The sequence below is a fragment of the Vibrio sp. T3Y01 genome, from assembly GCF_013114525.1.
Classification (GTDB): domain Bacteria; phylum Pseudomonadota; class Gammaproteobacteria; order Enterobacterales; family Vibrionaceae; genus Vibrio; species Vibrio chagasii_B.
In genome coordinates, this window is record NZ_VTXJ01000001.1 from 150,323 (window position 1) to 170,495 (window position 20,173).

The following is a 20,173-nucleotide window of genomic DNA, read 5'->3' on the forward strand; positions in this document are numbered from 1 at the left end:
TGTGTTTTGTAGAGTATGGGGGCACTCATAAATGGTGGGTGAATAACAACAATAACAAGGATAATAAAAACAATGAAAATGCGTTTAAATCTAAGCCTCTTGCTGATTTCGACGGTTCTTAGTCCAGTTGCGCTTGCTAATACTAGCTACCCTGATGGTTACTACCTTGAAGCAGAGGGGCTAAGTGGGAATGCCTTAAAAGATATGCTCGGTGTGATTGCTGCTCGCGGGCAAAAGCAACTCACTTACACTCAGGTGTGGTCTGCATTGAAAGACACCAACGAAGATCCGAATAACCCGAACAATGTGATTTTGTATTATAGCGGTCGTTCACAATCCAAAGACTTTACATCATCAGGCAACAACGACAAGAATGCTTGGAACCGTGAACACCTTTGGCCAAAATCTTTTGGTTTCAAGCGCAAAGATCAGTGGGGTTACACTGACATTCATCACCTACAACCAACCGACGCAGAGATTAACTCAATTCGTTCGAACAAAGACTTCGACTTTGGTGGAGCGCCATTGAAAAAATCACCGCTTAACAAGACGGATTACGACAGCTTTGAACCTCGCGATGCAGTGAAAGGGGATACCGCCCGTTCGCTTTTCTACATGGCCGTACGCTATGAAGGAAATAACGCAAAAATGCCTGACTTGTACTTAGTCGACGACACGTCGAGCTCTTCAGGGCAACCTAAGGTTGGAAAACTGTGCACATTACTACAATGGCATAACGCAGATCCTGTCGATGATTGGGAACGTAATCGCCATGAAAAAGCCGTTAAATGGCAAGGCAACCGTAACCCGTTCATTGATAACCCAAGCTGGGTAAATGACATATATGACAGCCGCTGTAACGGTTGATATATAAACTGAAGCCAATGCAAAGAAGCCATCCTAGTGATGGCTTTTTATCTTGCGAACACTTTATTAGTGAGTGCTATTTGCAGTAGAGAACACTTAGTGTATCGATAAGCAACATCGTTAAGCTTCAGCCATGCTCTTCGTGTTTGTGTTGAGTGATATGCAGGTTCTAGATAACGATTGAGTGATATCCAAGTGTTGGTACCAGTTATTGAAAACCAGTTCGAAGTCATTAAGAATAATCCGACCAAACGTATGATTTCGATATTGTTCACAGAGGTTAAAAAGTCGCTGAGCATTATTGATTGGTGATCTAAAGCGAATCAAAGAGCTGTGAGCAGTGACCTGTTTGTATCGACTATCGAAAGTGACTCGTAGCCCTTCTTCTACTAACGCTTCACGCAACTTGTTTCGGAACTGTTCAAGTCCATTACCTATAGGAAAGCCTTGGAGGATGATACAGTTTTCAGAAGCACTTATGCCTTTATATTCAATCTCAATAGGTGCAATTGAACCTACAACTTTATTGAAAACCTCAATGTAGGATTGAGCATTAACCTGAGTTATTTCAAAGTTAGCAACGCATGAAATGATGGAAAGAATGGTTAAATGCAACTCCTCCCTAGGATGATAATATTGGTCGGGTTCGAGTATGTGTACAGCTTCTTGAAATCTCATTATTTCATCGAGAAGAGCATTGTTGCCTTGTTTTAGATAGGCTAGAGCAGTGATCCCTCTTCGAGTGTCGTTGGGGAGATCTAATAGATGTGAATCTAGTTCATATTGGTCGGTTTCAGATGCAACTTTAAAGCGTTGCCACATCTTGCTGTAAATATCTTCGCTCACAGGTTTCCTTCGATACTTATTGAGACAACAGGTAAGTACAGAACTTAGTCCATAGAGATGAGTGGATTAAATTCATCCTCACTCAAATATTATGTTTAGCTGTTCTATTACTCGGTTATGTGGGTTTAGGCTTCAACAGCTCCTATTTTCTTAGACATATTAAAACCAGTAATAGAGAAGCCCACTGCTTGGTAGAGCTTCAGTGCTCTTTCATTATGGTATGCAACTCTCAACTTTATTTGTTCAATACCATGCTCCTTAAGCTGCTGCTCTAATAGGCTCAGAGCTTGCTTTCCATAGCCAGCACCTCGGTACAAATTAGATACGTAGAAGTCGTAGATGAAGGTAGATTTATCTTCTGTATTAATGGAGTGCCAAAGGTAGCCGACGAGACATGCTTGTCCATTTAACTGAGCTTCAATACAAAGAAGCGAATGCTCGTTTCCTTCAAGGCCATTCGGGAAGCAACGATGTAGATCTTTTTTAGCTAACTCAACGGATCGCTCCATAGAGTGGCCATAGTTTTTCGCTATTTCACTGCTGTAATCGTCAATAAAATAGTCGCAGTAAGCGGGGTACTCTTCATGGCGCATTTCTCTAAGTTTAATCATGTATCTCCTTACTATGTACTTAAATAAAATCGAGATTCAAGGGGTAGATGCGATGTCTTAACTGTAGGTTAGATCGAAAGGTAAACATGGTGTGCCTTGGTGATATTTAAGCTGCCAACCAGCCTCAGTCAAAACCCATATAGAGCAACGTTTGGCATAGTTACTCACATCACCAAGTTCACTTACCAAAGCAGTCTGATATTTTAGTAAGTGTACCGAAGGGCTTAGTAAAAGGCATTCGTAGTTTTGTGAGTGAATTTTTGAGGTGGAAGGTTCCTCTGCTCTCATCATTTTGACGATAGACATAAAGTCATAGCTATCGCCACTGCGACCGACTTCAGAAAAATCGGGATGTATTAAACGCTTAATATCATTGTTGTTTTGTCGAACTTCATATTGATGAAGATCGATTTCTTGCTGAATTAAAATGTCCAATAGAGCTCCCTAGCGTAGATTTCAAATTACCAGTTATCATGTTACGTACCATCCCTAGAAGCATTGTATAGAGTGCTTAGGGGCTTCGAGGCTTGGTAATAAGTGTTTTGTTATAGAGTGGTTCCATTTACTAACGACCAGTGGTGTGGCATTAATTCACGGATAGTTTTGAACACCAGCTTATTCTCTTTTGTTGAGATAGCTGCTTTAACGTCGCCTCCCCAATGAACCAGTCTTTCTTGGCAGACTCCACAAGGAGATAGCACCAAAAACTCACTACTCTCGTCTTCTCGACAGATACACAGAGAGTGCGTGACTTTTTCGTTCAATTTATGCGCTTCCAGAAAGGCGCCGACCTCCATACAAAGAGAAAGTGCATCATTTTTCGTATCGGGAGCAATACTAGTTAAAATTTTGCCTGTTTCCGTTCTTACAGCCGCAGCCCCGCCCCAGCCTCGCGGATACCGTTTTTTAATCAGGTCAACGGCAGCGTGATATAACTCCTGTTCTTCTTGTTCCATAGTATCCTCTCGAGCTGCCACTGTTTGTAGCTAGTTAATGATGACGGCCGTTTTCGCCAACTTGTCACCTATTCTCTGCCTCTTTTTACCAAGAATAAAAAATGCGTCGATAATGCCAAGCAATGGTGATAGCAAATTACGAAAGAGTGATTGTGTTAAACTACAACTTTCTCCTGTAACCGAATCTATAACCGAAATTCCCAGTAGTTTCTTGCCAAGACTTTGACCTCTCGGCAAACCATCAGAAAGTAGGAAGTACGAAGCTGCTATCAAGCTCGCTGACCAACCTGTTATATCTTGAGATAAGCCGATTGAATTACCTAACGAAAGAAAGAGCATGAATATGATAGCACTAATGAAAGTATCGATGAGCTCCCCTACATAACGACGCCCTGGGCTTGCTAGCTTATGCGCTGTAATTACACTGTCATTATTGTTTTTCACTTTTTCCCTTTATATGAATTGGATATTTGAGTTGCTTGATAATGTCAGGTCCACCTAGCTATGTTTGAGCGCGCTGTGACCTCCTTGGACCGATACTCTCTAACATACAGGGTCAATTAATTTGGATGATGACCCTGAAAATCGTGATGGTGTTGCCTGTAAAGAATGAACCGCGTAGCCAAATATTAAGCTATTAGCTTTTGTTGTTTTTACTCTTGGTAATATATATAAAACTTATACTTGTTAGTATTTATTAAACAGACGTCGATGCATGATCGCTTCACAAAACGGAATCTCACTATTGAGTGGTTGCGTTGTTAGGTGTGGATTTAACTTATTGACTTGGTTGTACTTAATTATTTGATGTTGTAGCGAATATGACTTTACGCTGTGACAAGAGCGTTCGATTTGAATAGGTGGCTGGTTAATTCATGTCTTTTTATTGTCATTGCTTTATGACTGCTCAGACATACCTAATACCCGGTCAACTCCATATACCCTGTACCTGAGTGTGTTCCTTTAATTGAGATTGGACCCTCCCAATAGGGAACCGATAGTGGCATTTTTGCGTTTGGGTTGAGTGCCGAGACTGTCAGTTCTATTTGCTGGCTTGGAATTGAAACCAGCCACTCTGTTGGATAATCGCGCCCATCAATTGCTGTTTGTTTGGTTGCAGTGAGAGTAATGTCTTGCTGCGAAATGGCAGTACCAGAACCATTTTGCTGCATCAGCCTTGCGTGAGCATAACTGGCTTCGCCTGTTGCTGAGTTTCGCAGTTGGAATACGACTAGGCTGGTTTCATCACTGAGTCTCAGTGCAAACCAATCCCAGCCTTGTTGAGAGTCGAGTAAGAACTGCGAGCTCCATTCTCTGTCTATCCAACCTTTGCCTGAAACCTGATGTGTCACACCATCAATCGTCACGTCGCCTGATACATCTATGAATGGTTGGCTGTAGTAGTAGGAAGCGACTTTGCCATCGCTGCTTTTAGTGCTGTAGCCTTGCTCTCCTTGTTTTTGGTAGGGAGCGTTACTAGTCAGTGTTAACGAGTAGCCAAACTGCTCTGAGTTAGCATTTAATGTGGCTGGGAATAAGTCATCAGTAGAAGATGTCCACTGCCAATCATCAAGATAGACGCGAAATGGTGATGTGTTGACCCCTGCCAATTCTGCGTGATCGCGTGACCATTTTTCATCGGCGTAGTGTTTGTCTTCGGTGGTGACGGCACTGTGCGCCATGTAGATCTGTTGGCTTTGCCATGCGGTTGACTTGTTTTGTTCGGCGCTGTTTTCTGGAGCTGCGGCAAAGCGGAACTGTGTCCATTGTACGCCTAGTGTGTTGCCGTCCTCATCGATAAGGTTGGCTGTTAGGTACCACCACTCATGACGGAAACTCGGGTGTGCTTGATGGTCTTCAGGGAAGGTGAGTTCAACGCCTTTAATGACGGGACTGAATTGATCACTCTGCTGTTCGCTGTTCCCGCCGAGTATTGATCCCATGTTTTGAGCGGAAGTCGGATCGGCCTTATCACAGCCCCATAGAGATAGCAGACCAAGTGAGATAGCAAGTAGTCTGATTAACTTACTCTTCAAGCTAATGTTCATTACAACACCTCACTTTGCAAACTGGATACTACAGGCTTACTGACCAATCGCCATAGAGGAATGAGTGTTGCAATCACCGCCACAACAATCGTGATGACGGATATGCTGAGCGCATCACTCCAGTTCCACTGGTAATTTAAGCTCCAACCGAAGGCGCGCAGGGTGACGATGTCTGTTAGCACGTAGCCAACCATCGCACCAAGTGGGATGGCGATAACCAGAGTAAAGGTCACAAGCACAACGATTTGCCCGAGAACCATCGCCATTAACTTTTTGCGGCTTACGCCAAGTGCATACAACCTTGCGATAGCAGCCTTACGTGCATCGAGTAACATGAAACACGCACAGAATAGGCCAATGACGGCAACCATCAAGGTGACGCCATTCAATGCACGAGTGATGGCGAAGGTTTGTGAAAAGATGTCTAAAGCGAGGGATTTGATCTGAGCTTGGTCGTAGAGCTGACTTGGATGCAAGTTCAATTGCTGGCGCAGCTGTTCGTAGACTTGTTGTTGGTCACCAGAGACTTTAACCCCTAGGCTAGTCGGCAAGGTAGTAAAACCACTTTCAAGCCATAAATTAGGGGCAAGCAATACCTCGCCATTGGGTGAGCCGTAGTCGTGGAAAATAGCACCGACGACTAGTGATTTGTTTGGAATAGAGTCGAGCTTGAGTTCGCTGTTCAAAGACAAACCAAGCTTCACCGCGGTGGGTTCGCTGATCGCTACTAATTCACCCTGATAGAAGCGTTGCCAAAAGTTATCAAGCTGCGATTGGAACACCATGGTCTGCGCTAATGTATCTTCGTCTTTGGTGCCGAGTAATGTGGGTAAGCCTTGCAAGTTATCGTCGACATAGTATTGCTTATAAACGGTTTCAATGTGCTCAAACTGTTCTAAAGCATGCTCGACATTAGCGATTTCACCTTGAGCTGGGCTAACATAAATGTCGGCATGCAGTCGCTGTTCTAACCATTGCTTTAGAGTGGATTCAAAGCTGCCTACCAAGGTATTCATTCCCATGTTAGCCGTTACAGCAAGCAGCAGTGCCATCATGGCAAGGGAGAGCGGAGAGATGAGCTCTCGCAATTCAGCGAACAGGTACTGCATCAACCCCGACTGAGTGCGCTGTTCACTCCAATCTGCTAATACACTAAGCGTTTTAGGTAGGTACAGAGGAATAGATACCACTAACACGCCAAGCCACGCCATAGTGAAGCGGTGGTGTTCGCTAAGCCACAAGCCAGCTAATGCGATACCCGTGAGTGTTATTCCGATGATAAACAGTTGGTTTTCGTTTGAAGCCTCTGGCGTTTGATAAAAGCCACCATGAGAAGAGAGCGGTTGTTGAATGCGTTGCTTAAAGTGCTGCCAGCAGGCAACAAGTGTGGCAGCTAAGGTGAGCAATAAGGCCTGAACTAACCATGACCACTGCCATGTGCCAGGCAAAAGTGTTGCGCCATAAAGTTGTTCTAGCGTGATCGCCACGGTGGGGTGGAGCCAGTGGCTCAATTGAATCCCCAAAATGAAACCGAGTGAAGCTCCTAGGGTGACCAGAACGGTAAGCTCAATAAGCAAAGCTGAAAATACCATGCTTGGTGCCACACCGGCTTGCTGAATTTGAACCAGTAGTCGATTACGTTTCAGTAAACTGTATTTCACACCGTTATAAGCGATAAACAAACCTACCAAGAACGCGAGCAAGCTCATGGCAGTTAAGTTGAGGTGAAAGCTGTCGGTAATTGAGCCGAGATCGGTACTTTGGTTGTTAGTGATCCATTGCCCTTGTTCTGCGATGAGACTCTGCCAGTTATCTTGTGGTTGGTTCTCGACATTAAAAACGGCGATATAGCTCAGTTGACCTTGTTTGTTGAGCAGTTGTTGAGCGAATCCTATGTCCATCAGCATTCGACTCCCCAGTTGCCACTCATCAGGCAGCACAACCACTTGGGTAACGATGTCATCGAGGATCAGCGTTTCCACTTCGTCTAAGCTTTGATGCTGCGACTGGCTCATCATTACTATGGGCTTGCCTGCTAAGAGTTGAGGTAGGGGAAGTGCATTATCAAAAAGAGATATGCTTTGTTCGTTCTCTTTGGAGTAGCGAGCTCTTGAGGTAAGAGCGGCGATGAGCTCACTGCCTTGGAATGACCAACGACGTCCCTGATCGTCTCTCACACGCCCCTCAATCACAGGTAGTATCGCGCTGAGTCCGTTTTGTCTTAGCTTAAAGTAGAGCGATTCAGGTAGGTAGTTTTGTCCTGCTGGTGGAATGATTAGATTTTGAGCCTGAGCGCTCAGTTGTTCGGTGGATTCTGCATAGCTACGTTTGGCATTCAAGTTGATGGCTTGTACCGCGACAAATAAGGTGACTGCCAACACAATACCAATCAAGATTGCCGCAGCTTGCAATGGTGACTGACGATAGTGCGCGGCGAATAGGTTTAGCGTCAGTTTGGTGTGCGTGATCGCTAAGCGAGCTAGTAAGCTAGTAGAATTAGCTTTTAGCATGAGTCATCTCACTGGCTTGATTTTGGCTCATATGCTTGAGTTTTCCATTGTCTAAGACCAGCTGTCTCTGCATGAAATCAGCGCATTCAGGGCTGTGCGTTACCAATAATACAGCGGTGTTGCCTTGTGTAGTGATTTCACTTAGTAATCTCATCACCTCCAACCCCGCTTTATGATCTAGATTTCCTGTGGGCTCATCTGCAAGCAAAAGTTTAGGTTTGTGAGCCAATGCTCGAGCGATAGCGACTCGCTGTTGTTGTCCACCAGAGAGGGCTGATACGTGTCTATTAAGTAGTTCACTGATACCTAATGCTTCGACTAAGTAATCACACCAAGCTCCCCATTTCTGTTGGTTTAAATGCAATGGAAAGGCGATGTTTTGTTTTACGTTGAGTGGGGTGAGCAGGTTGAACTGCTGAAAGATAACGCCGAGCTTTTGGTGGCGGAAACGGCTCCAGTGTTGGTCTTTCCAAGCTGATGTATTTTTACCATCGAGCCATAACTCGCCTTTTGAAAGTGGTTCAAAGCCCGCAATTAAATTGAGTAGAGTACTCTTGCCACTGCCACTTGCTCCAGTCAAAGCAACGCTGACACCAGTCCCTAGATTGAAGTCGATATTGTCCAGTACTTGATGGCTCTCTTTGCCATCAATAAAGCTCTTACTGGCCTGCTGCAGTGTGACAACTGGGCTTTCCATTTCCTCTCCTTGTAATCAAAAAATGATCATTAAAGGTGTTACGTGTTGGCGATTATTATCACGATAGGCTCTATCAAACTGTAGACGACAATTTCAGTAATTAGAGCGATTTATATCGAATTATTAATAACTTGTACTTTAAAAGAGGAGGAATAGATCAGTGGCAGGTGGAAGTTGTTGATAGAGAACCACAACTTCCGAGTACATCTTGTGTTAAGAAGGGATCAGGATGATCTTGCCATCTAATCGTGTGGTTTTTGATTCAATAAGATCAATCGCTGTCTGAATTTGTTCGAGAGGAAAATAACGGTCGACTTCGAGTTGAATCTCGTTCTCGATGAAGTGATCGAGCATGGACTCGAATTGGTCACGGCGTACTTTTTTACCTTCAGCTTCTTCCCAATACCTCAAGAAGAAGGTACTGAAATCGATAGCGTGCTCTTTTGCGTATTCGAAGAAGCGTGGCTCATAAAAATCCAGAGACAGCGTGCCATAGTTGATAAAGCGCCCTTGTCTGCCCAGAGTATGAATGAGATCTGTTCCGGGTGACCCGCCAATCGCATCAAAAGCAACAGTTGGTTGAGGTAGGCCAAGTTGCCTGATTTGTGCAACCAAGTCATTTTTGGTATCCAACACATGCTTTGAAGTCGTAAGAGCGCGTTTGGGTTGTGACGTTACAACAATGGTTTGAAAGCCAAGCGATTGTGATAGTTGGGAGAAAATTTTACCAATGGCTGAACTGCCAGCGTTGATGATTAATACATCTTCTTGGGTCAACTTTGCTACTTCAGTTGTCAGTATCCATGCGGTGAGTGCATTAATGTACAACTGACACGCGTATCCGTTATCTAGATGTTGAGGCAGGTGGAAAAGGTTGTCAGGTGAAACATCGACGTATTTCTGCCATGTTCCACTTGTTGCCACGAGCACTCGCTGGCCCACAGTAAACTCAGAGTGGCTAGACTCTACAACCGTACCTACTGCTTCAAACCCTGGCACTCTGGGCGGCTGGTGGCTGTGTTTGTATTGTCCAACACCGTAAATCGACAATAGGTCACTAGGGTTGATGTTGGTCGCTTCAATTTGTACTCGAACCTTATCTATATCGAGTGCCCCTAAAGTGACATGCTCGATCTTGAGAGATTCTTTCGGCTGCCCGAATCGGAACTGGCTAATTCGGGTGTTTCTTTTGGTATCTGTCATGAGTCGATTACTTAAGTTGGGTTAAGTGAACGTATTCGCTTTCTAGATAGCGCGTTCACAAGCAGTCTGGTGTTGGCAATAGGATATGCATTGGTGGGAACTGGTAAGTTATTCCCATCAATGCTGTTTCATAATGCCAGACTGGTGCTGTTCAACCAAGTAACTCATTTTCGTGTCACTGATTTTGAGACTATATGTCGGATTCTTGTGCTGACTTTGTTTTGTTGTTTGACGCTTGTGTGGCTGTCTGTGTAGTACTTATTGCATTGACTGTAGCTGCCGTAGCCGCAAAGTGTTTATCGTTAAGCGTTACTGTCATCGATTCATGTTTTACGGTTGTAGCTTCGGCTTGAGAGTGAGCGCCGTTTGTTGTTTCTGCCAGTGTCATCATTGACGTTGTCGCAAGGATCGTGGCTAGAGTGATTTGAACAAATGTTTTCATAGATTGTTTTCCTATTGGCTAAAGTTATATGTGGATAGCTGATAGGCGCACTATAAAAATTATGGGAAGGTGGTTCTTATCATTTTACGCCATCGTATGATTTTTAGACGGCGTAAAGGTTTGGAGAGAGTAACTGAAAAGTGAGCATAAACCTTACTGTTTATTGCCACGCAGCTATTTATTAGCACATAACTCTTGATTACCACGAAGCTTTCTATTGCAACAATAGCCTCTATTGCCACATCACAAGGATTGCAGCGACGGAAAGCAATATCAGCGCAAGGATGTCTTTGCGGGCAATGCTCTGCCCTAACCAGAAGTAGGAGATTAATACCATAAAGACCACTTCGACTTGGCCTAATGTTTTCACGTATGGCACGGCTTGAAGAGACATCGCGCTAAACCAACCAAGAGAACCAATCACACTCGCTAAACTTGTCATCACAACCAGTTTTGATTTTTTGAATATCAGGTGCAATGTATCTGGCTCTTTAATCAGGAGAAACGTGCAGATAATTAATGTCTGCAGGCTAATGACCAAAAACAGCACCCAAGCAGCGCTATGAGGGAAAGGGAGTCCAATACTTAGGCTCGCTTCACGTACCCAAAGCGAGGTCAAGGCAAAGGCGGTGCTACATGCCATACCCAAGCAAAAGACTTTAGGAGAGAGGCTTCGCCAACCAGAAGCGCTACTCATGATGAGCACGCCCAATGTGCCGATCAATACGCCTATCCAACCTGTAACACTCAACGCTGTACCAAAGAACAACACGGAAAGTACAGCAGAAACAGGAGCTTCACATTTGGCAAGCCCTGCACCTATGGCGTAGTTTTCGAGCTTAAATAGCATCACCATCAAGCCGGTCGCGAGGATCTGCATGATTGCTGCGGCAACGATATAGAAAATAAACTCACTGGAAAAATTGGGCGCGGAGACTGGCTGCCATTGATACAAAGCGTAGAGGTAGAGCAGGGCGATCGGACCTGCCCATATAAATCTTGCTAGCGTCACACCAGCCACGCTCATGGTGCCACTTAATTTGCTTTGAAAGGCATTACGCCAAGATTGGCTAAAGGCAGCAAGCAGGGTAAAGGCGATCCAACTAAAAGACATGGCGCTTCCGTGTGTGAGGTAATTTAATGATTATGTTAACAAAAAATTACCAGCTGAGAAGTGAAAGCGGTCTTTTTATGAGCAGAGCTTCACCTTTGCTCCGATTTGGCATGGCACTGAAATTTAAAAGATCGGTGTCTTCTTGTTTTTAAAGTAGAACCACCCGCTGATTATTACGAACAGAAAGGCGAAGTAATAGCAGAACGAAGATAGCGACGCCAAGAACGCGAGGTTTTGCTCTATCTCTTGCTCGGAGTAATTATTAGAAACCAATTTGTAGTAGTAAGCATACAAAATACCGATCAGCCCATAACCGAGGTTAAACATCAAACCTTTAAAGCTAAGAACGGTGGCACGGTTATGCGACTCGGTCTTTTTGTTCAGGTGGTAACTGATAAAAATGTTCATCGTCATGATGATAAAGATAAGCACCAGTGCAGGAATTACCCCATAGATTGACCAACCCAAACTGATCCAATAGTAGGTAGCGATACTTGCTAAGCCCATGACGATAATAAAGGTTTTCGGCTCGATACTTTCTGCCAGTCTACGGCTTTGGCCCGCTAAAATGATTTTTAATAGGCTGATTCCCGCGCCAATAAAACCGAAGTAAATAATTGGAATATCGATGGCAAGATAGTATTGGCTGTTCATAGTGAGGAACATGCGCGATGTGTGTTCGAACAGGCTGTAGTAGAGCAGTATGAAAAGCACGTAGGGCGTAGCGAGTACCCACTTACCTGTATCAGCGGTTAACTTGAGGCTGGCGATGGTCGTTGCTAACTTCGTTTGACCATTTGGTATCACTTTCTTCTCTTCACGCATGTTTACCGCAGCATAAATCGCGAGTAGCGCGACCAATAGCGTGGCAAATACAGGAATACGCATCAGGTCTTTGGTGCTTTCTGGCTCTGCTAATCCAAGAGCATGAAAGATGTTCGCCATGAAATTCACATCGTACATCGCCGCACCAATTAAGGTGACAAATATACCTACACTTGAGGCGACACGAAGCTGGATTTGCAACACACGAGGCCACAACTCTTCATTGCCTTGTTCCTTTAAAGTGTCATACGCCAGTGCTTCATCAGCACCGCTTGCCAATGCCATGGCTAACCCGCTGAGTATCCGGTTGACCAAAAAGACCATGAACACCAAGTTAGCGTCTCCGGTTGGCACAAGTGCGATCATGGCGATCTCAATGAACATCACAATCGAAGACAGCACTACAAGTTTTTTGCGACCTAAGGTATCGGCGAACGCCCCCGATGGCACTTCTGCAAGCACGATGGTGGCCGCCCAAACTACGTTGAGCATGGCGAATTGAGACAGGGTCAAGCCGTAATCTAAATAAAGTAAGGTGAATATAGGGTAGTAAAAACGCGCAAAGTAGCTGCTTCTGAACATCAAGAAGTAGCGGACATTGGGAATTTTTAGGATTTCTTTGAGCGTCATGATGAATTAGTCGATTAGATAACACATTATTATGTATAAACCTTTTTGCCTTATAAATCATGGAATTGTTGCCAAATCCCTAAAATATCTGGTTTAGGTGATCTTCGAGATCACGGTTTATGGTGGGTTATAGGCTTGATGGTCTTCACATGATTTGAGGAAGGGGGAGTGATCTATCTGAGCTTTATGTTGTTCAATTTACGCACGGCATGACTTGTCGATGATTCTTGGGTAGGTAATCGATGGGACAAGTTGCAATAAAAAAGGCAGCAATAATTGCTGCCTTTTCATTATTTGATTGGGTAATCATTAAACCCTAGTTGCTTGGATATATTTCTACCTGCGTTGTGCAGTAACGCCACATAGTGAGCTTTTTTCTCTTCATCAAATCGAATGGTAGGAAATGAAATTGAGACGCCAGCAATTACGGTACCAAAACGGTCGTAAACTGGAGCTGCGATACAACGTAAGCCTGGCTCTTGTTCTTCATTATCTTCGCCAAAGTGCTGTAGCTTAACCGCTTTAAGTTCGTCGATAAGTTGGTCGACGTTTTCAAGGGTATTTTTTGTGCTTTTCACAAACTCGGCGTCTGCCAACTGAGTGCGAACGAATTCTTCGTCACGTTCTGCCAATAAAACCTTACCAATCGCAGTCGTATGCAGAGGATTTCTTCGACCAACGCGCGAGTGCATGCGCAGCGCGAAGCTAGAATCGATCTTGTGTATGTAGATGATAGAGCCATGGTCCAACGCACCTAAGTGAATGGTTTCATTAGTCTCTTCTGAAATCACACGCATCTCTTTCTCTGCAATTGTGATCATATCAACCCACTCGAGTGATTTTGAACCAAGTTCGAACATCTTTAATGTGAGTGAGTATCGGTCAGCTTCGCCTTGTTGAGACACATAGCCAAGCATTTTCATTGTTTGTAGAAAGCGGTAGGTAGTGGCTTTAGACATCATTAGACGTTGCGAAAGGTCTGATACGCCTATTTCCTTCTGTTCCCCCAGAGATTCAAGAATATTAAAAACTTTTAATACCGATGAAACGGCTTCTGGTTGGGTGGACTTCTCCATTTTTCTTCCTTTGGGCTATCTAATATCAAGACAAAATACCACTTTTCGTAATTTCTAAAAAGCCTTTTCAAAAAAATAAAAAACGAGAACGATCAACTTCAAAGTTTTAACTTAATTAGAAATTATTTTTGAAATGTCGTTTCAAAAATAATTGTCAGTAACGATTTTATGTTTTATTGTATGACTAAATCGAGTGGGCGACATTACAGAAATGCCACAACACTAAACGTAATTGAGGAAGCGAACATGATGTTAGAGTTATTCAATCTGGAAGGTAAAGTAGCGATAGTGACGGGTTGTGATACCGGTCTTGGTCAAGGTATGGCAATTGGTTTAGCTGAAGCTGGATGTAAAGTGGTTGGCGTAAATCGTGTTGAGCCAACAGATACCATCGAAAAAATGAATGCAGCGGGTCATACGTTTTTAGACGTACGTGCTGACCTTCTAAAGCAGGAAGATATTCCTGGAATTATAGATAAAGCGCTGACTGAGTTTGGCCACATCAACATCCTTGTTAATAATGCTGGCATTATTCGCCGAGAAGATGCGATTGAGTTTTCTGAGCAAAACTGGGATGACGTAATGAACATCAATACTAAGACCGTTTTCTTTATGTCTCAGTCGGTTGCGAAGCAGTTTAAAGCGCAGGGTACTGGCGGAAAGATCATTAATATCGCATCAATGCTCTCTTTCCAAGGTGGTATTCGTGTTCCTTCGTATACTGCGTCTAAGAGTGCTGTAATGGGCATCACCCGTGCAATGGCGAACGAATGGGCGAGTGATAACATTAATGTTAATGCTATTGCACCTGGATATATGGCAACCAACAATACTCAAGCATTGCGTGAAGATGCTGATCGTAACCAAGCTATTCTTGAGCGCATTCCTGCTAATCGCTGGGGTACACCAAAAGATGTCGCTGGCCCATGTGTGTTCTTAGCATCACCTGCATCGGATTACATTAATGGCTATACCATTGCTGTTGATGGTGGATGGTTAGCACGATAACGATTTTTGTAATATAAGATGGTTAATGAGAACGTTGCACAAGCTATAGGGCTAGTAAGTTTCCTTCTGGGCCTTTCGACCTTTTACCAGAAGGACGACAAAAAGCTCAAAGTGGTTATGTTGATGTTGAACGTTAACCATCTTATTCACTTTGTATTATTGGGTTCCATTACATCGGCAATCGGTGCTTTGATTTCAGCATTAAGAACTGGCACCTCGATGTATACCAAATCGCTGTGGGCTGCAGGGTTATTTATTGCCCTTGCGGTTGGCAGTGGAATCGGTTTTGCCCAGCATTGGTATCAACTTCTGCCTTTAGCGGGAACGATTATCGGAACGTACTCAATATTTAGATTGAACGGCATTGCACTAAGAGTCGGCTTTTTATTGGGAGCTGCATGCTGGCTAACTAATAATCTGATTATTGGTTCAATTGGTGGCTCGCTGATGGAAATATCAGTGATAGGTATTAACCTCGTTACTATTTTTCGTCTATACCAAGATAACGCCAAGTGCAAAATTACGCCGCAACAACAGGAATAAAAACGACATGTTTGTGTATAACGAAGACGTGAAAATGGAAGATCTTGGCGCGGGAGTTTCTCGCAAGGTGCTTGCTCATAGCGAGAACGTGATGGCTGTAGAAGTTCATTTCGAAACCGGCGCTGTTGGTGCGTTGCATACCCATCCTCATGAGCAGCTCACATACGTTTTGTCGGGAGCCTTTGAGTTCACTATTGGCGATGTAACGCAAGTGGTGCGCGCAGGCGACACTATGTACAAAGAGCCGGGTATCGAACATGGCTGTGTTTGCCTAGAAGCCGGCGTATTAATTGATAACTTTACGCCAATGCGTAAAGACTTTGTTTAAGCTCTAAATTTTTTAGAACGAACATTTGAGCACTAATTTTTAAATTTGCAGCAATGCTGCGGGAGAAAGTAAATGAAAATCGCACTAATGATGGAAAACAGTCAAGCAGGCAAAAATGCAATGGTATCAGCTGAACTAGATTCAGTTGCTGGTGGTTTTGGTCACGATGTTTTCAACCTAGGAATGACAGACGAGAACGATCACCACTTAACGTATATTCATCTAGGTATTATGGCGAGCATTCTGATTAACTCAAAGGCTGTTGATTTTGTTGTGACAGGATGTGGCACTGGCCAAGGTGCTTTGATGTCGCTGAACTTACATCCAGGCGTGGTTTGTGGTTACTGTTTAGAGCCTTCTGATGCGTTCTTGTTTAACCAAATCAACAACGGCAACGCTATCGCGCTCGCTTTTGCGAAAGGTTTTGGTTGGGCTGGTGAACTGAACGTTCGTTACATCTTTGAAAAAGCTTTTACAGGTGAGCGTGGTCAAGGTTACCCGTTAGAGCGAGCAGAGCCACAACAACGCAATGCCGCGCTTCTTAATGAGGTAAAAGCAGCGGTAGTGAAGGATAACTTTATTGATTCACTGCGCGCTATCGATCAAGGTCTAGTGAAGACTGCTGTGGGTAGCCCTCGTTTCCAACAGTGTTTCTTTGATAACTGCCAAAACCAAGAAATTACTGATTATGTTCGTTCGCTTTTGGACTAATTCAAACGTTTGATTTCAGAGAGCCAGCCCAATGAGGCTGGCTTTTTTATATCCGGTGTTTGGATAATTAGTGGCTGATATTCAGTAAATACCAAGCGATAGGCGCCTGAGTCATGGCTTGGTATACCTCCTAGGCTCGTAATTTGGTCGCTATATCCCTAGGTTACTTGATCTATTTTTGCTCCTTCTCGCCACGATGTATCTAAATATCCATCAATGATCTTTTCAACCTAAAAAGCGCCGATCTCAATAATCCAACCTCGATCTCATTTGTATGACTTTTGCATTATTTGGATCACAAAAATCACAGGTTACCCTTAAATAAAATGTCGTTAATGCAATAATGAAACGGTATTTTAAAAATTAAATCATTTTAGCGGAGCAATAATGAAAAGGGGTTCTTAATGAATATCGACATGCTCGTTGTTGGTGTCTACTTTATCTTTATGATAGCGATTGGCGTCATCTTCAAACGCTTTGCAGGCAGCTCTACCAGTGATTACTTTCGTGGAGGAGGCAAGATGTTGTGGTGGATGGTTGGCTCTACCGCATTCATGACGCAGTTTAGTGCTTGGACATTTACTGGCGCTGCGGGTAAAGCTTTTACCGATGGGTTCCCAATCATGGTTATTTTCATGGCGAACGCATTTGGCTTTCTACTTTCGTGGTTGTTCTTTTCATACCGCTTTCGACAAATGCGTGTTGTTACACCTATTGAAGGTGTGCGTCGTCGCTTCGGTGCAACGAATGAACAAGTGTTTACGTGGGCGACAATGCCGACAAGTGTGGTTTACACCGGTATTTGGCTAAATGGTCTCGCACTCTTCGTTAGTGCTGTGTTTAAAGTTGATATCGAAACCACGATTATTGTCACTGGTTTGATTGTTCTCTTTATTTCTGTACTGGGCGGAGCATGGGGGGTGGTTGCTTCAGACTTTGTGCAAATGGTTGTGATCATGGCGGTGACGGTGGTTTGTGCTGTGGCTGCATTGGCAAAAATTGGTGGCCCAACGAATCTTATTGAACAGTTCCCTGCCGATAGTGTCATGGGTTCTGATATGAACTATCCATTGCTGTTCATATCTTGGTTTATCTTCATGTTCGTTAAGCAGCTGCAAAACATCAACAACATGCAAGATTCATATCGTTTCTTAACAGCGAAAGATTCAGTTAACGCACGTAAAGCAGCACTCCTAGCGTTTGCATTGATGTTGATAGGACCGGCAATTTGGTTCTTACCACCTTGGGTAACGGCAATTATCTATCCTGAAGCGGCAACTGTGCACGCGGCTGAACTTGGTAGTAAAGCAGCTGATGCGGTCTACCTAGTGTTTGTCGAAAACGTTATGCCTGTTGGTATGGTGGGACTGCTTATGTCTGCTGTGTTTGCGGCAACGATGTCTTCCATGGACTCAGGCTTAAACCGAAATTCTGGTGTGTTTGTGCGTAACTTTTATGCGCCAATCATGAACAAAAACGCGGATGACAAGAAGTTGATGCGAGTGAGTCAGTTTATGACCATGGTCTTTGGCATATTGATCATCATGGTGGCTCTGTTCATTAACTCTCTGCGTGGTCTGAGCCTTTTCGACGCAATGATGTACGTAAGTACGCTATTACAAATGCCAATTCTAGTGCCATTGTTCTTCGGTATGTTTATTAAGAGAACACCTGACTGGGCAGCTTGGGCGACATTAGTGGTGGGTATGATTGTATCTTATGTCGTGAGTTTTGTGCTTACAGCAGACGTCGTTGCCAATTTATTCAATCTAGAGGTTCCTTTCACAGGACGCGAAGCAAGTGACCTAAAAGTTCTGCTTGGAGTTATTGGTCACCTTGTGATTACTGGTGGTTTCTTCTGTCTAACAACCAAGTTCTACAAAGAGCCAGTCGGTAAACGAAACACCGAACTTAAAGAGTTTTGGAGTGATGTTGCAACCCCTGTTATCGAAGAGGAAGGACAAGATGAAATGGATCGCCAACAACGTGACATGTTGGGCAAGCTCATTTTGGTTTTCGGTGCGCTTGTAACGGCGATGGTACTAATCCCGAACCCGTTCTGGGGTCGTATGGCCTTTGTCTTCTGCGGCGCAGTGATTGTTACTGTGGGTTCTCTGTTATTGAAGAGTGCGAAGAAAACGCCTCGGTTAGAAGTGTCTACATCTAACTAATTTTCAACAACTAGTTAGGTAAAAGTAACACGAGCATAGGCCAGAGGGGCTGTCTCTCTGGCTTATATGAACCACCTCGTAGAGGGGCTTTAGGAAACAATTTCATGATTGAATTTTTCCCTAAAGTTTATCAATACAGTTTTCTACAAGAGTTTGAATTATGCCTTCATACATACATAAAGATTTTCTATTGCAGGGGGACACTGCCAAGCATTTATATCACGATTACGCGGCAGGGCTTCCCATTATTGATTATCACAACCACTTAGATGCCAAAGAGATTCATGACAACCATCAATACGACAATATTGCTCAGGCTTGGTTGAGTTGCGATCACTACTTGTGGCGTGCATTACGAAGTAACGGAGTCGATGAGTATTACATCACAGGTGATGCGAGTGATTATGAAAAGTTTCAAAAGTGGTGTGAGACCATGCCGTATCTTATCGGCAACCCGCTGTATCACTGGTGTCATTTGGAGCTTAAGAAATACTTCGGCCTCGATTTACTACTCAACTCAGAGAATTGCGCGGTTATCTGGCAACACTGTAATCAAAAACTCAGCCAAGAGTCTCACCGATTCCAAAGTCTGCTTAAAGAGAGTCGAGTCGATACCTTGTGCACTACCGATGATCCACTTAGCGATTTGAGCTATCACGATAAACTGAATCGTTCAGAATTTGCTGTACAAGTCTTGCCGACATTTCGCGCTGACAGCCTGATTGAAATAGAGAATCAAAGTAGTTTTCAAAAGACACTCGATTCACTGGCGTTTATCACTGACATTAATATCGTCGATTTTGCAAGCTACGCTCAAGCAATCACGTCTCGTGTGGACTATTTTGCGCAGCATAACTGCCGATTATCTGACCTAGGGTTAAAAGTTGTGGATTTTTCACACTATCACCCTGACGTACTTGATCAAGCTATAGCAAAGGTCAAACGTGGTGATACGCTGAATAGTGAAGAAATTTGGCAGTTTAAGACGGCCGTTTTTGAAGTGCTTGGCAAGGCTTATCATAAGCATGGTTGGTCGATGCAAATTCATATTGGAGTGTTAACTAATGTGAATAAGCGCCGCTTTGATGATATAGGTGGCGGTACGGGGTTCAGTGTTATCAGTGACAACCCAATTGCAGAAAACCTTAGTCATTTATTGAGTTTGTTAGATCAAGACCGTCAACTCCCTCAGACCATCGTATATAGCCTTAACCCGAAAGATAGCCCGGTGCTTGGGTCAATCATAGGTGCCTTTCAAGATAGTGATGCGCAGCCAGGTAAAGTGCAGCTTGGTTCTGCGTGGTGGTTTAACGATCATAAGGCGGGTATGGAAAAACAACTTCAAGATCTAGCAAATTTAGGGGCTCTAGGACGGTTTGTCGGAATGTTAACCGACTCTCGCAGCGTATTGTCACTCTCTCGTCATGACTATTTTCGTCGCATTCTATGTAACTTACTCGGTAAGTGGGTCGATGACGGGGAATTACCGAATGATGAGCCTTTGCTTAAACAGAGTGTCGAGAACATCTGTTATCAAAACGCCAAACAATACTTCAATTTTCATTCATCTAAAGATTTAGTATAGGT

General features: G+C 43.8%; 20 protein-coding genes. 7 read left to right on the forward strand and 13 right to left on the reverse strand.

Annotation, left to right across the window (positions count from 1 at the left end):
- Positions 1 to 72: 72 nt before the first annotated feature.
- Positions 73 to 867 (forward strand): endonuclease I family protein, encoded by a 795-nt coding sequence (locus tag F0232_RS00655; RefSeq protein ID WP_105058450.1) that lies wholly within the window; start codon positions 73 to 75, stop codon positions 865 to 867.
- Between the two features lie 120 nt (positions 868 to 987).
- On the opposite strand, the gene F0232_RS00660 is transcribed toward F0232_RS00655, so the two are convergent.
- From F0232_RS00660 to kdgR, 13 genes are all read right to left on the reverse strand, one after another.
- Positions 988 to 1,713: a 2'-5' RNA ligase family protein gene (locus F0232_RS00660; protein WP_105058449.1), complete on the reverse strand. Its 726-nt coding sequence runs from the start codon at positions 1,711 to 1,713 to the stop codon at positions 988 to 990.
- Positions 1,714 to 1,838: 125 nt separating this feature from the next.
- Positions 1,839 to 2,324 carry a GNAT family N-acetyltransferase gene (locus tag F0232_RS00665; RefSeq protein ID WP_105058448.1) on the reverse strand — a complete coding sequence of 162 codons (486 nt, stop codon included), beginning with the start codon at positions 2,322 to 2,324 and terminating at the stop codon, positions 1,839 to 1,841.
- 57 nt (positions 2,325 to 2,381) lie between these two features.
- Positions 2,382 to 2,759 (reverse strand): DUF4440 domain-containing protein, encoded by a 378-nt coding sequence (locus F0232_RS00670; protein ID WP_105058447.1) that lies wholly within the window; start codon positions 2,757 to 2,759, stop codon positions 2,382 to 2,384.
- 110 nt (positions 2,760 to 2,869) lie between these two features.
- Positions 2,870 to 3,280 (reverse strand): cytidine deaminase, encoded by a 411-nt coding sequence (locus tag F0232_RS00675; protein ID WP_105058446.1) that lies wholly within the window; start codon positions 3,278 to 3,280, stop codon positions 2,870 to 2,872.
- 30 nt (positions 3,281 to 3,310) lie between these two features.
- The gene (locus F0232_RS00680) at positions 3,311 to 3,724 is read right to left on the reverse strand and encodes an RDD family protein (RefSeq protein ID WP_105058445.1); all 414 of its coding nucleotides are present in this window, start codon (positions 3,722 to 3,724) and stop codon (positions 3,311 to 3,313) included.
- A gap of 473 nt (positions 3,725 to 4,197) precedes the next feature.
- Positions 4,198 to 5,328, reverse strand: a complete 1,131-nt coding sequence (locus F0232_RS00685; protein ID WP_105058444.1) for a lipocalin-like domain-containing protein — start codon at positions 5,326 to 5,328, stop codon at positions 4,198 to 4,200.
- The gene (locus F0232_RS00690; RefSeq protein WP_105058443.1) at positions 5,328 to 7,838 is read right to left on the reverse strand and encodes an ABC transporter permease; all 2,511 of its coding nucleotides are present in this window, start codon (positions 7,836 to 7,838) and stop codon (positions 5,328 to 5,330) included. The genes F0232_RS00685 and F0232_RS00690 overlap by 1 nt, the downstream gene beginning before the upstream one ends.
- Positions 7,825 to 8,535 (reverse strand): ABC transporter ATP-binding protein, encoded by a 711-nt coding sequence (locus tag F0232_RS00695; protein ID WP_105058442.1) that lies wholly within the window; start codon positions 8,533 to 8,535, stop codon positions 7,825 to 7,827. Before F0232_RS00695 ends, F0232_RS00690 begins: the two co-directional genes overlap by 14 nt.
- A gap of 213 nt (positions 8,536 to 8,748) precedes the next feature.
- Positions 8,749 to 9,738: a zinc-dependent alcohol dehydrogenase family protein gene (locus tag F0232_RS00700; RefSeq protein ID WP_105058441.1), complete on the reverse strand. Its 990-nt coding sequence runs from the start codon at positions 9,736 to 9,738 to the stop codon at positions 8,749 to 8,751.
- A gap of 190 nt (positions 9,739 to 9,928) precedes the next feature.
- Positions 9,929 to 10,180: a hypothetical protein gene (locus F0232_RS00705; protein ID WP_105058440.1), complete on the reverse strand. Its 252-nt coding sequence runs from the start codon at positions 10,178 to 10,180 to the stop codon at positions 9,929 to 9,931.
- A 232-nt stretch (positions 10,181 to 10,412) separates the two neighbouring features.
- Positions 10,413 to 11,294 carry a DMT family transporter gene (locus F0232_RS00710; RefSeq protein WP_105058439.1) on the reverse strand — a complete coding sequence of 294 codons (882 nt, stop codon included), beginning with the start codon at positions 11,292 to 11,294 and terminating at the stop codon, positions 10,413 to 10,415.
- Between the two features lie 123 nt (positions 11,295 to 11,417).
- A complete protein-coding gene (locus F0232_RS00715) occupies positions 11,418 to 12,749 on the reverse strand; it encodes an MFS transporter (protein ID WP_061032170.1) in 1,332 nt (443 codons plus the stop codon).
- Between the two features lie 290 nt (positions 12,750 to 13,039).
- Positions 13,040 to 13,825 carry a DNA-binding transcriptional regulator KdgR gene (kdgR, locus tag F0232_RS00720; protein ID WP_048609766.1) on the reverse strand — a complete coding sequence of 262 codons (786 nt, stop codon included), beginning with the start codon at positions 13,823 to 13,825 and terminating at the stop codon, positions 13,040 to 13,042.
- Positions 13,826 to 14,071: 246 nt separating this feature from the next.
- Here kdgR and kduD point away from each other — a divergent pair, with 246 nt between their 5' ends.
- From kduD to uxaC, 6 genes are all read left to right on the forward strand, one after another.
- Positions 14,072 to 14,833 (forward strand): 2-dehydro-3-deoxy-D-gluconate 5-dehydrogenase KduD, encoded by a 762-nt coding sequence (gene kduD, locus F0232_RS00725; protein ID WP_061032171.1) that lies wholly within the window; start codon positions 14,072 to 14,074, stop codon positions 14,831 to 14,833.
- An 18-nt stretch (positions 14,834 to 14,851) separates the two neighbouring features.
- The gene (locus tag F0232_RS00730) at positions 14,852 to 15,376 is read left to right on the forward strand and encodes a YgjV family protein (RefSeq protein ID WP_061032172.1); all 525 of its coding nucleotides are present in this window, start codon (positions 14,852 to 14,854) and stop codon (positions 15,374 to 15,376) included.
- A 7-nt stretch (positions 15,377 to 15,383) separates the two neighbouring features.
- Positions 15,384 to 15,704: a cupin domain-containing protein gene (locus F0232_RS00735; protein ID WP_050650946.1), complete on the forward strand. Its 321-nt coding sequence runs from the start codon at positions 15,384 to 15,386 to the stop codon at positions 15,702 to 15,704.
- Positions 15,705 to 15,776: 72 nt separating this feature from the next.
- Positions 15,777 to 16,415 carry an RpiB/LacA/LacB family sugar-phosphate isomerase gene (locus F0232_RS00740; RefSeq protein WP_061032173.1) on the forward strand — a complete coding sequence of 213 codons (639 nt, stop codon included), beginning with the start codon at positions 15,777 to 15,779 and terminating at the stop codon, positions 16,413 to 16,415.
- A gap of 404 nt (positions 16,416 to 16,819) precedes the next feature.
- Positions 16,820 to 18,586 carry a transporter gene (locus F0232_RS00745; RefSeq protein WP_105058438.1) on the forward strand — a complete coding sequence of 589 codons (1,767 nt, stop codon included), beginning with the start codon at positions 16,820 to 16,822 and terminating at the stop codon, positions 18,584 to 18,586.
- Between the two features lie 160 nt (positions 18,587 to 18,746).
- Positions 18,747 to 20,171 carry a glucuronate isomerase gene (gene uxaC / locus F0232_RS00750; RefSeq protein WP_105058437.1) on the forward strand — a complete coding sequence of 475 codons (1,425 nt, stop codon included), beginning with the start codon at positions 18,747 to 18,749 and terminating at the stop codon, positions 20,169 to 20,171.
- The last annotated feature ends 2 nt before the right edge of the window (positions 20,172 to 20,173 follow it).

Bases quoted from the DNA above. Each gene is read 5' to 3' on its own strand.
- F0232_RS00655 (WP_105058450.1), top strand. From the start codon at position 73: ATGAAAATGCGTTTAAATCTAAGCCTCTTGCTGATTTCGACGGTTCTT.
- F0232_RS00665 (WP_105058448.1), bottom strand. From the start codon at position 2,324: ATGATTAAACTTAGAGAAATGCGCCATGAAGAGTACCCCGCTTACTGC.
- F0232_RS00675 (WP_105058446.1), bottom strand. From the start codon at position 3,280: ATGGAACAAGAAGAACAGGAGTTATATCACGCTGCCGTTGACCTGATT.
- F0232_RS00685 (WP_105058444.1), bottom strand. From the start codon at position 5,328: ATGAACATTAGCTTGAAGAGTAAGTTAATCAGACTACTTGCTATCTCA.
- F0232_RS00690 (WP_105058443.1), bottom strand. From the start codon at position 7,838: ATGCTAAAAGCTAATTCTACTAGCTTACTAGCTCGCTTAGCGATCACG.
- F0232_RS00695 (WP_105058442.1), bottom strand. From the start codon at position 8,535: ATGGAAAGCCCAGTTGTCACACTGCAGCAGGCCAGTAAGAGCTTTATT.
- F0232_RS00700 (WP_105058441.1), bottom strand. From the start codon at position 9,738: ATGACAGATACCAAAAGAAACACCCGAATTAGCCAGTTCCGATTCGGG.
- F0232_RS00705 (WP_105058440.1), bottom strand. From the start codon at position 10,180: ATGAAAACATTTGTTCAAATCACTCTAGCCACGATCCTTGCGACAACG.
- F0232_RS00710 (WP_105058439.1), bottom strand. From the start codon at position 11,294: ATGTCTTTTAGTTGGATCGCCTTTACCCTGCTTGCTGCCTTTAGCCAA.
- F0232_RS00715 (WP_061032170.1), bottom strand. From the start codon at position 12,749: ATGACGCTCAAAGAAATCCTAAAAATTCCCAATGTCCGCTACTTCTTG.
- kdgR (WP_048609766.1), bottom strand. From the start codon at position 13,825: ATGGAGAAGTCCACCCAACCAGAAGCCGTTTCATCGGTATTAAAAGTT.
- kduD (WP_061032171.1), top strand. From the start codon at position 14,072: ATGATGTTAGAGTTATTCAATCTGGAAGGTAAAGTAGCGATAGTGACG.
- F0232_RS00730 (WP_061032172.1), top strand. From the start codon at position 14,852: ATGGTTAATGAGAACGTTGCACAAGCTATAGGGCTAGTAAGTTTCCTT.
- F0232_RS00735 (WP_050650946.1), top strand. From the start codon at position 15,384: ATGTTTGTGTATAACGAAGACGTGAAAATGGAAGATCTTGGCGCGGGA.
- F0232_RS00740 (WP_061032173.1), top strand. From the start codon at position 15,777: ATGAAAATCGCACTAATGATGGAAAACAGTCAAGCAGGCAAAAATGCA.
- F0232_RS00745 (WP_105058438.1), top strand. From the start codon at position 16,820: ATGAATATCGACATGCTCGTTGTTGGTGTCTACTTTATCTTTATGATA.
- uxaC (WP_105058437.1), top strand. From the start codon at position 18,747: ATGCCTTCATACATACATAAAGATTTTCTATTGCAGGGGGACACTGCC.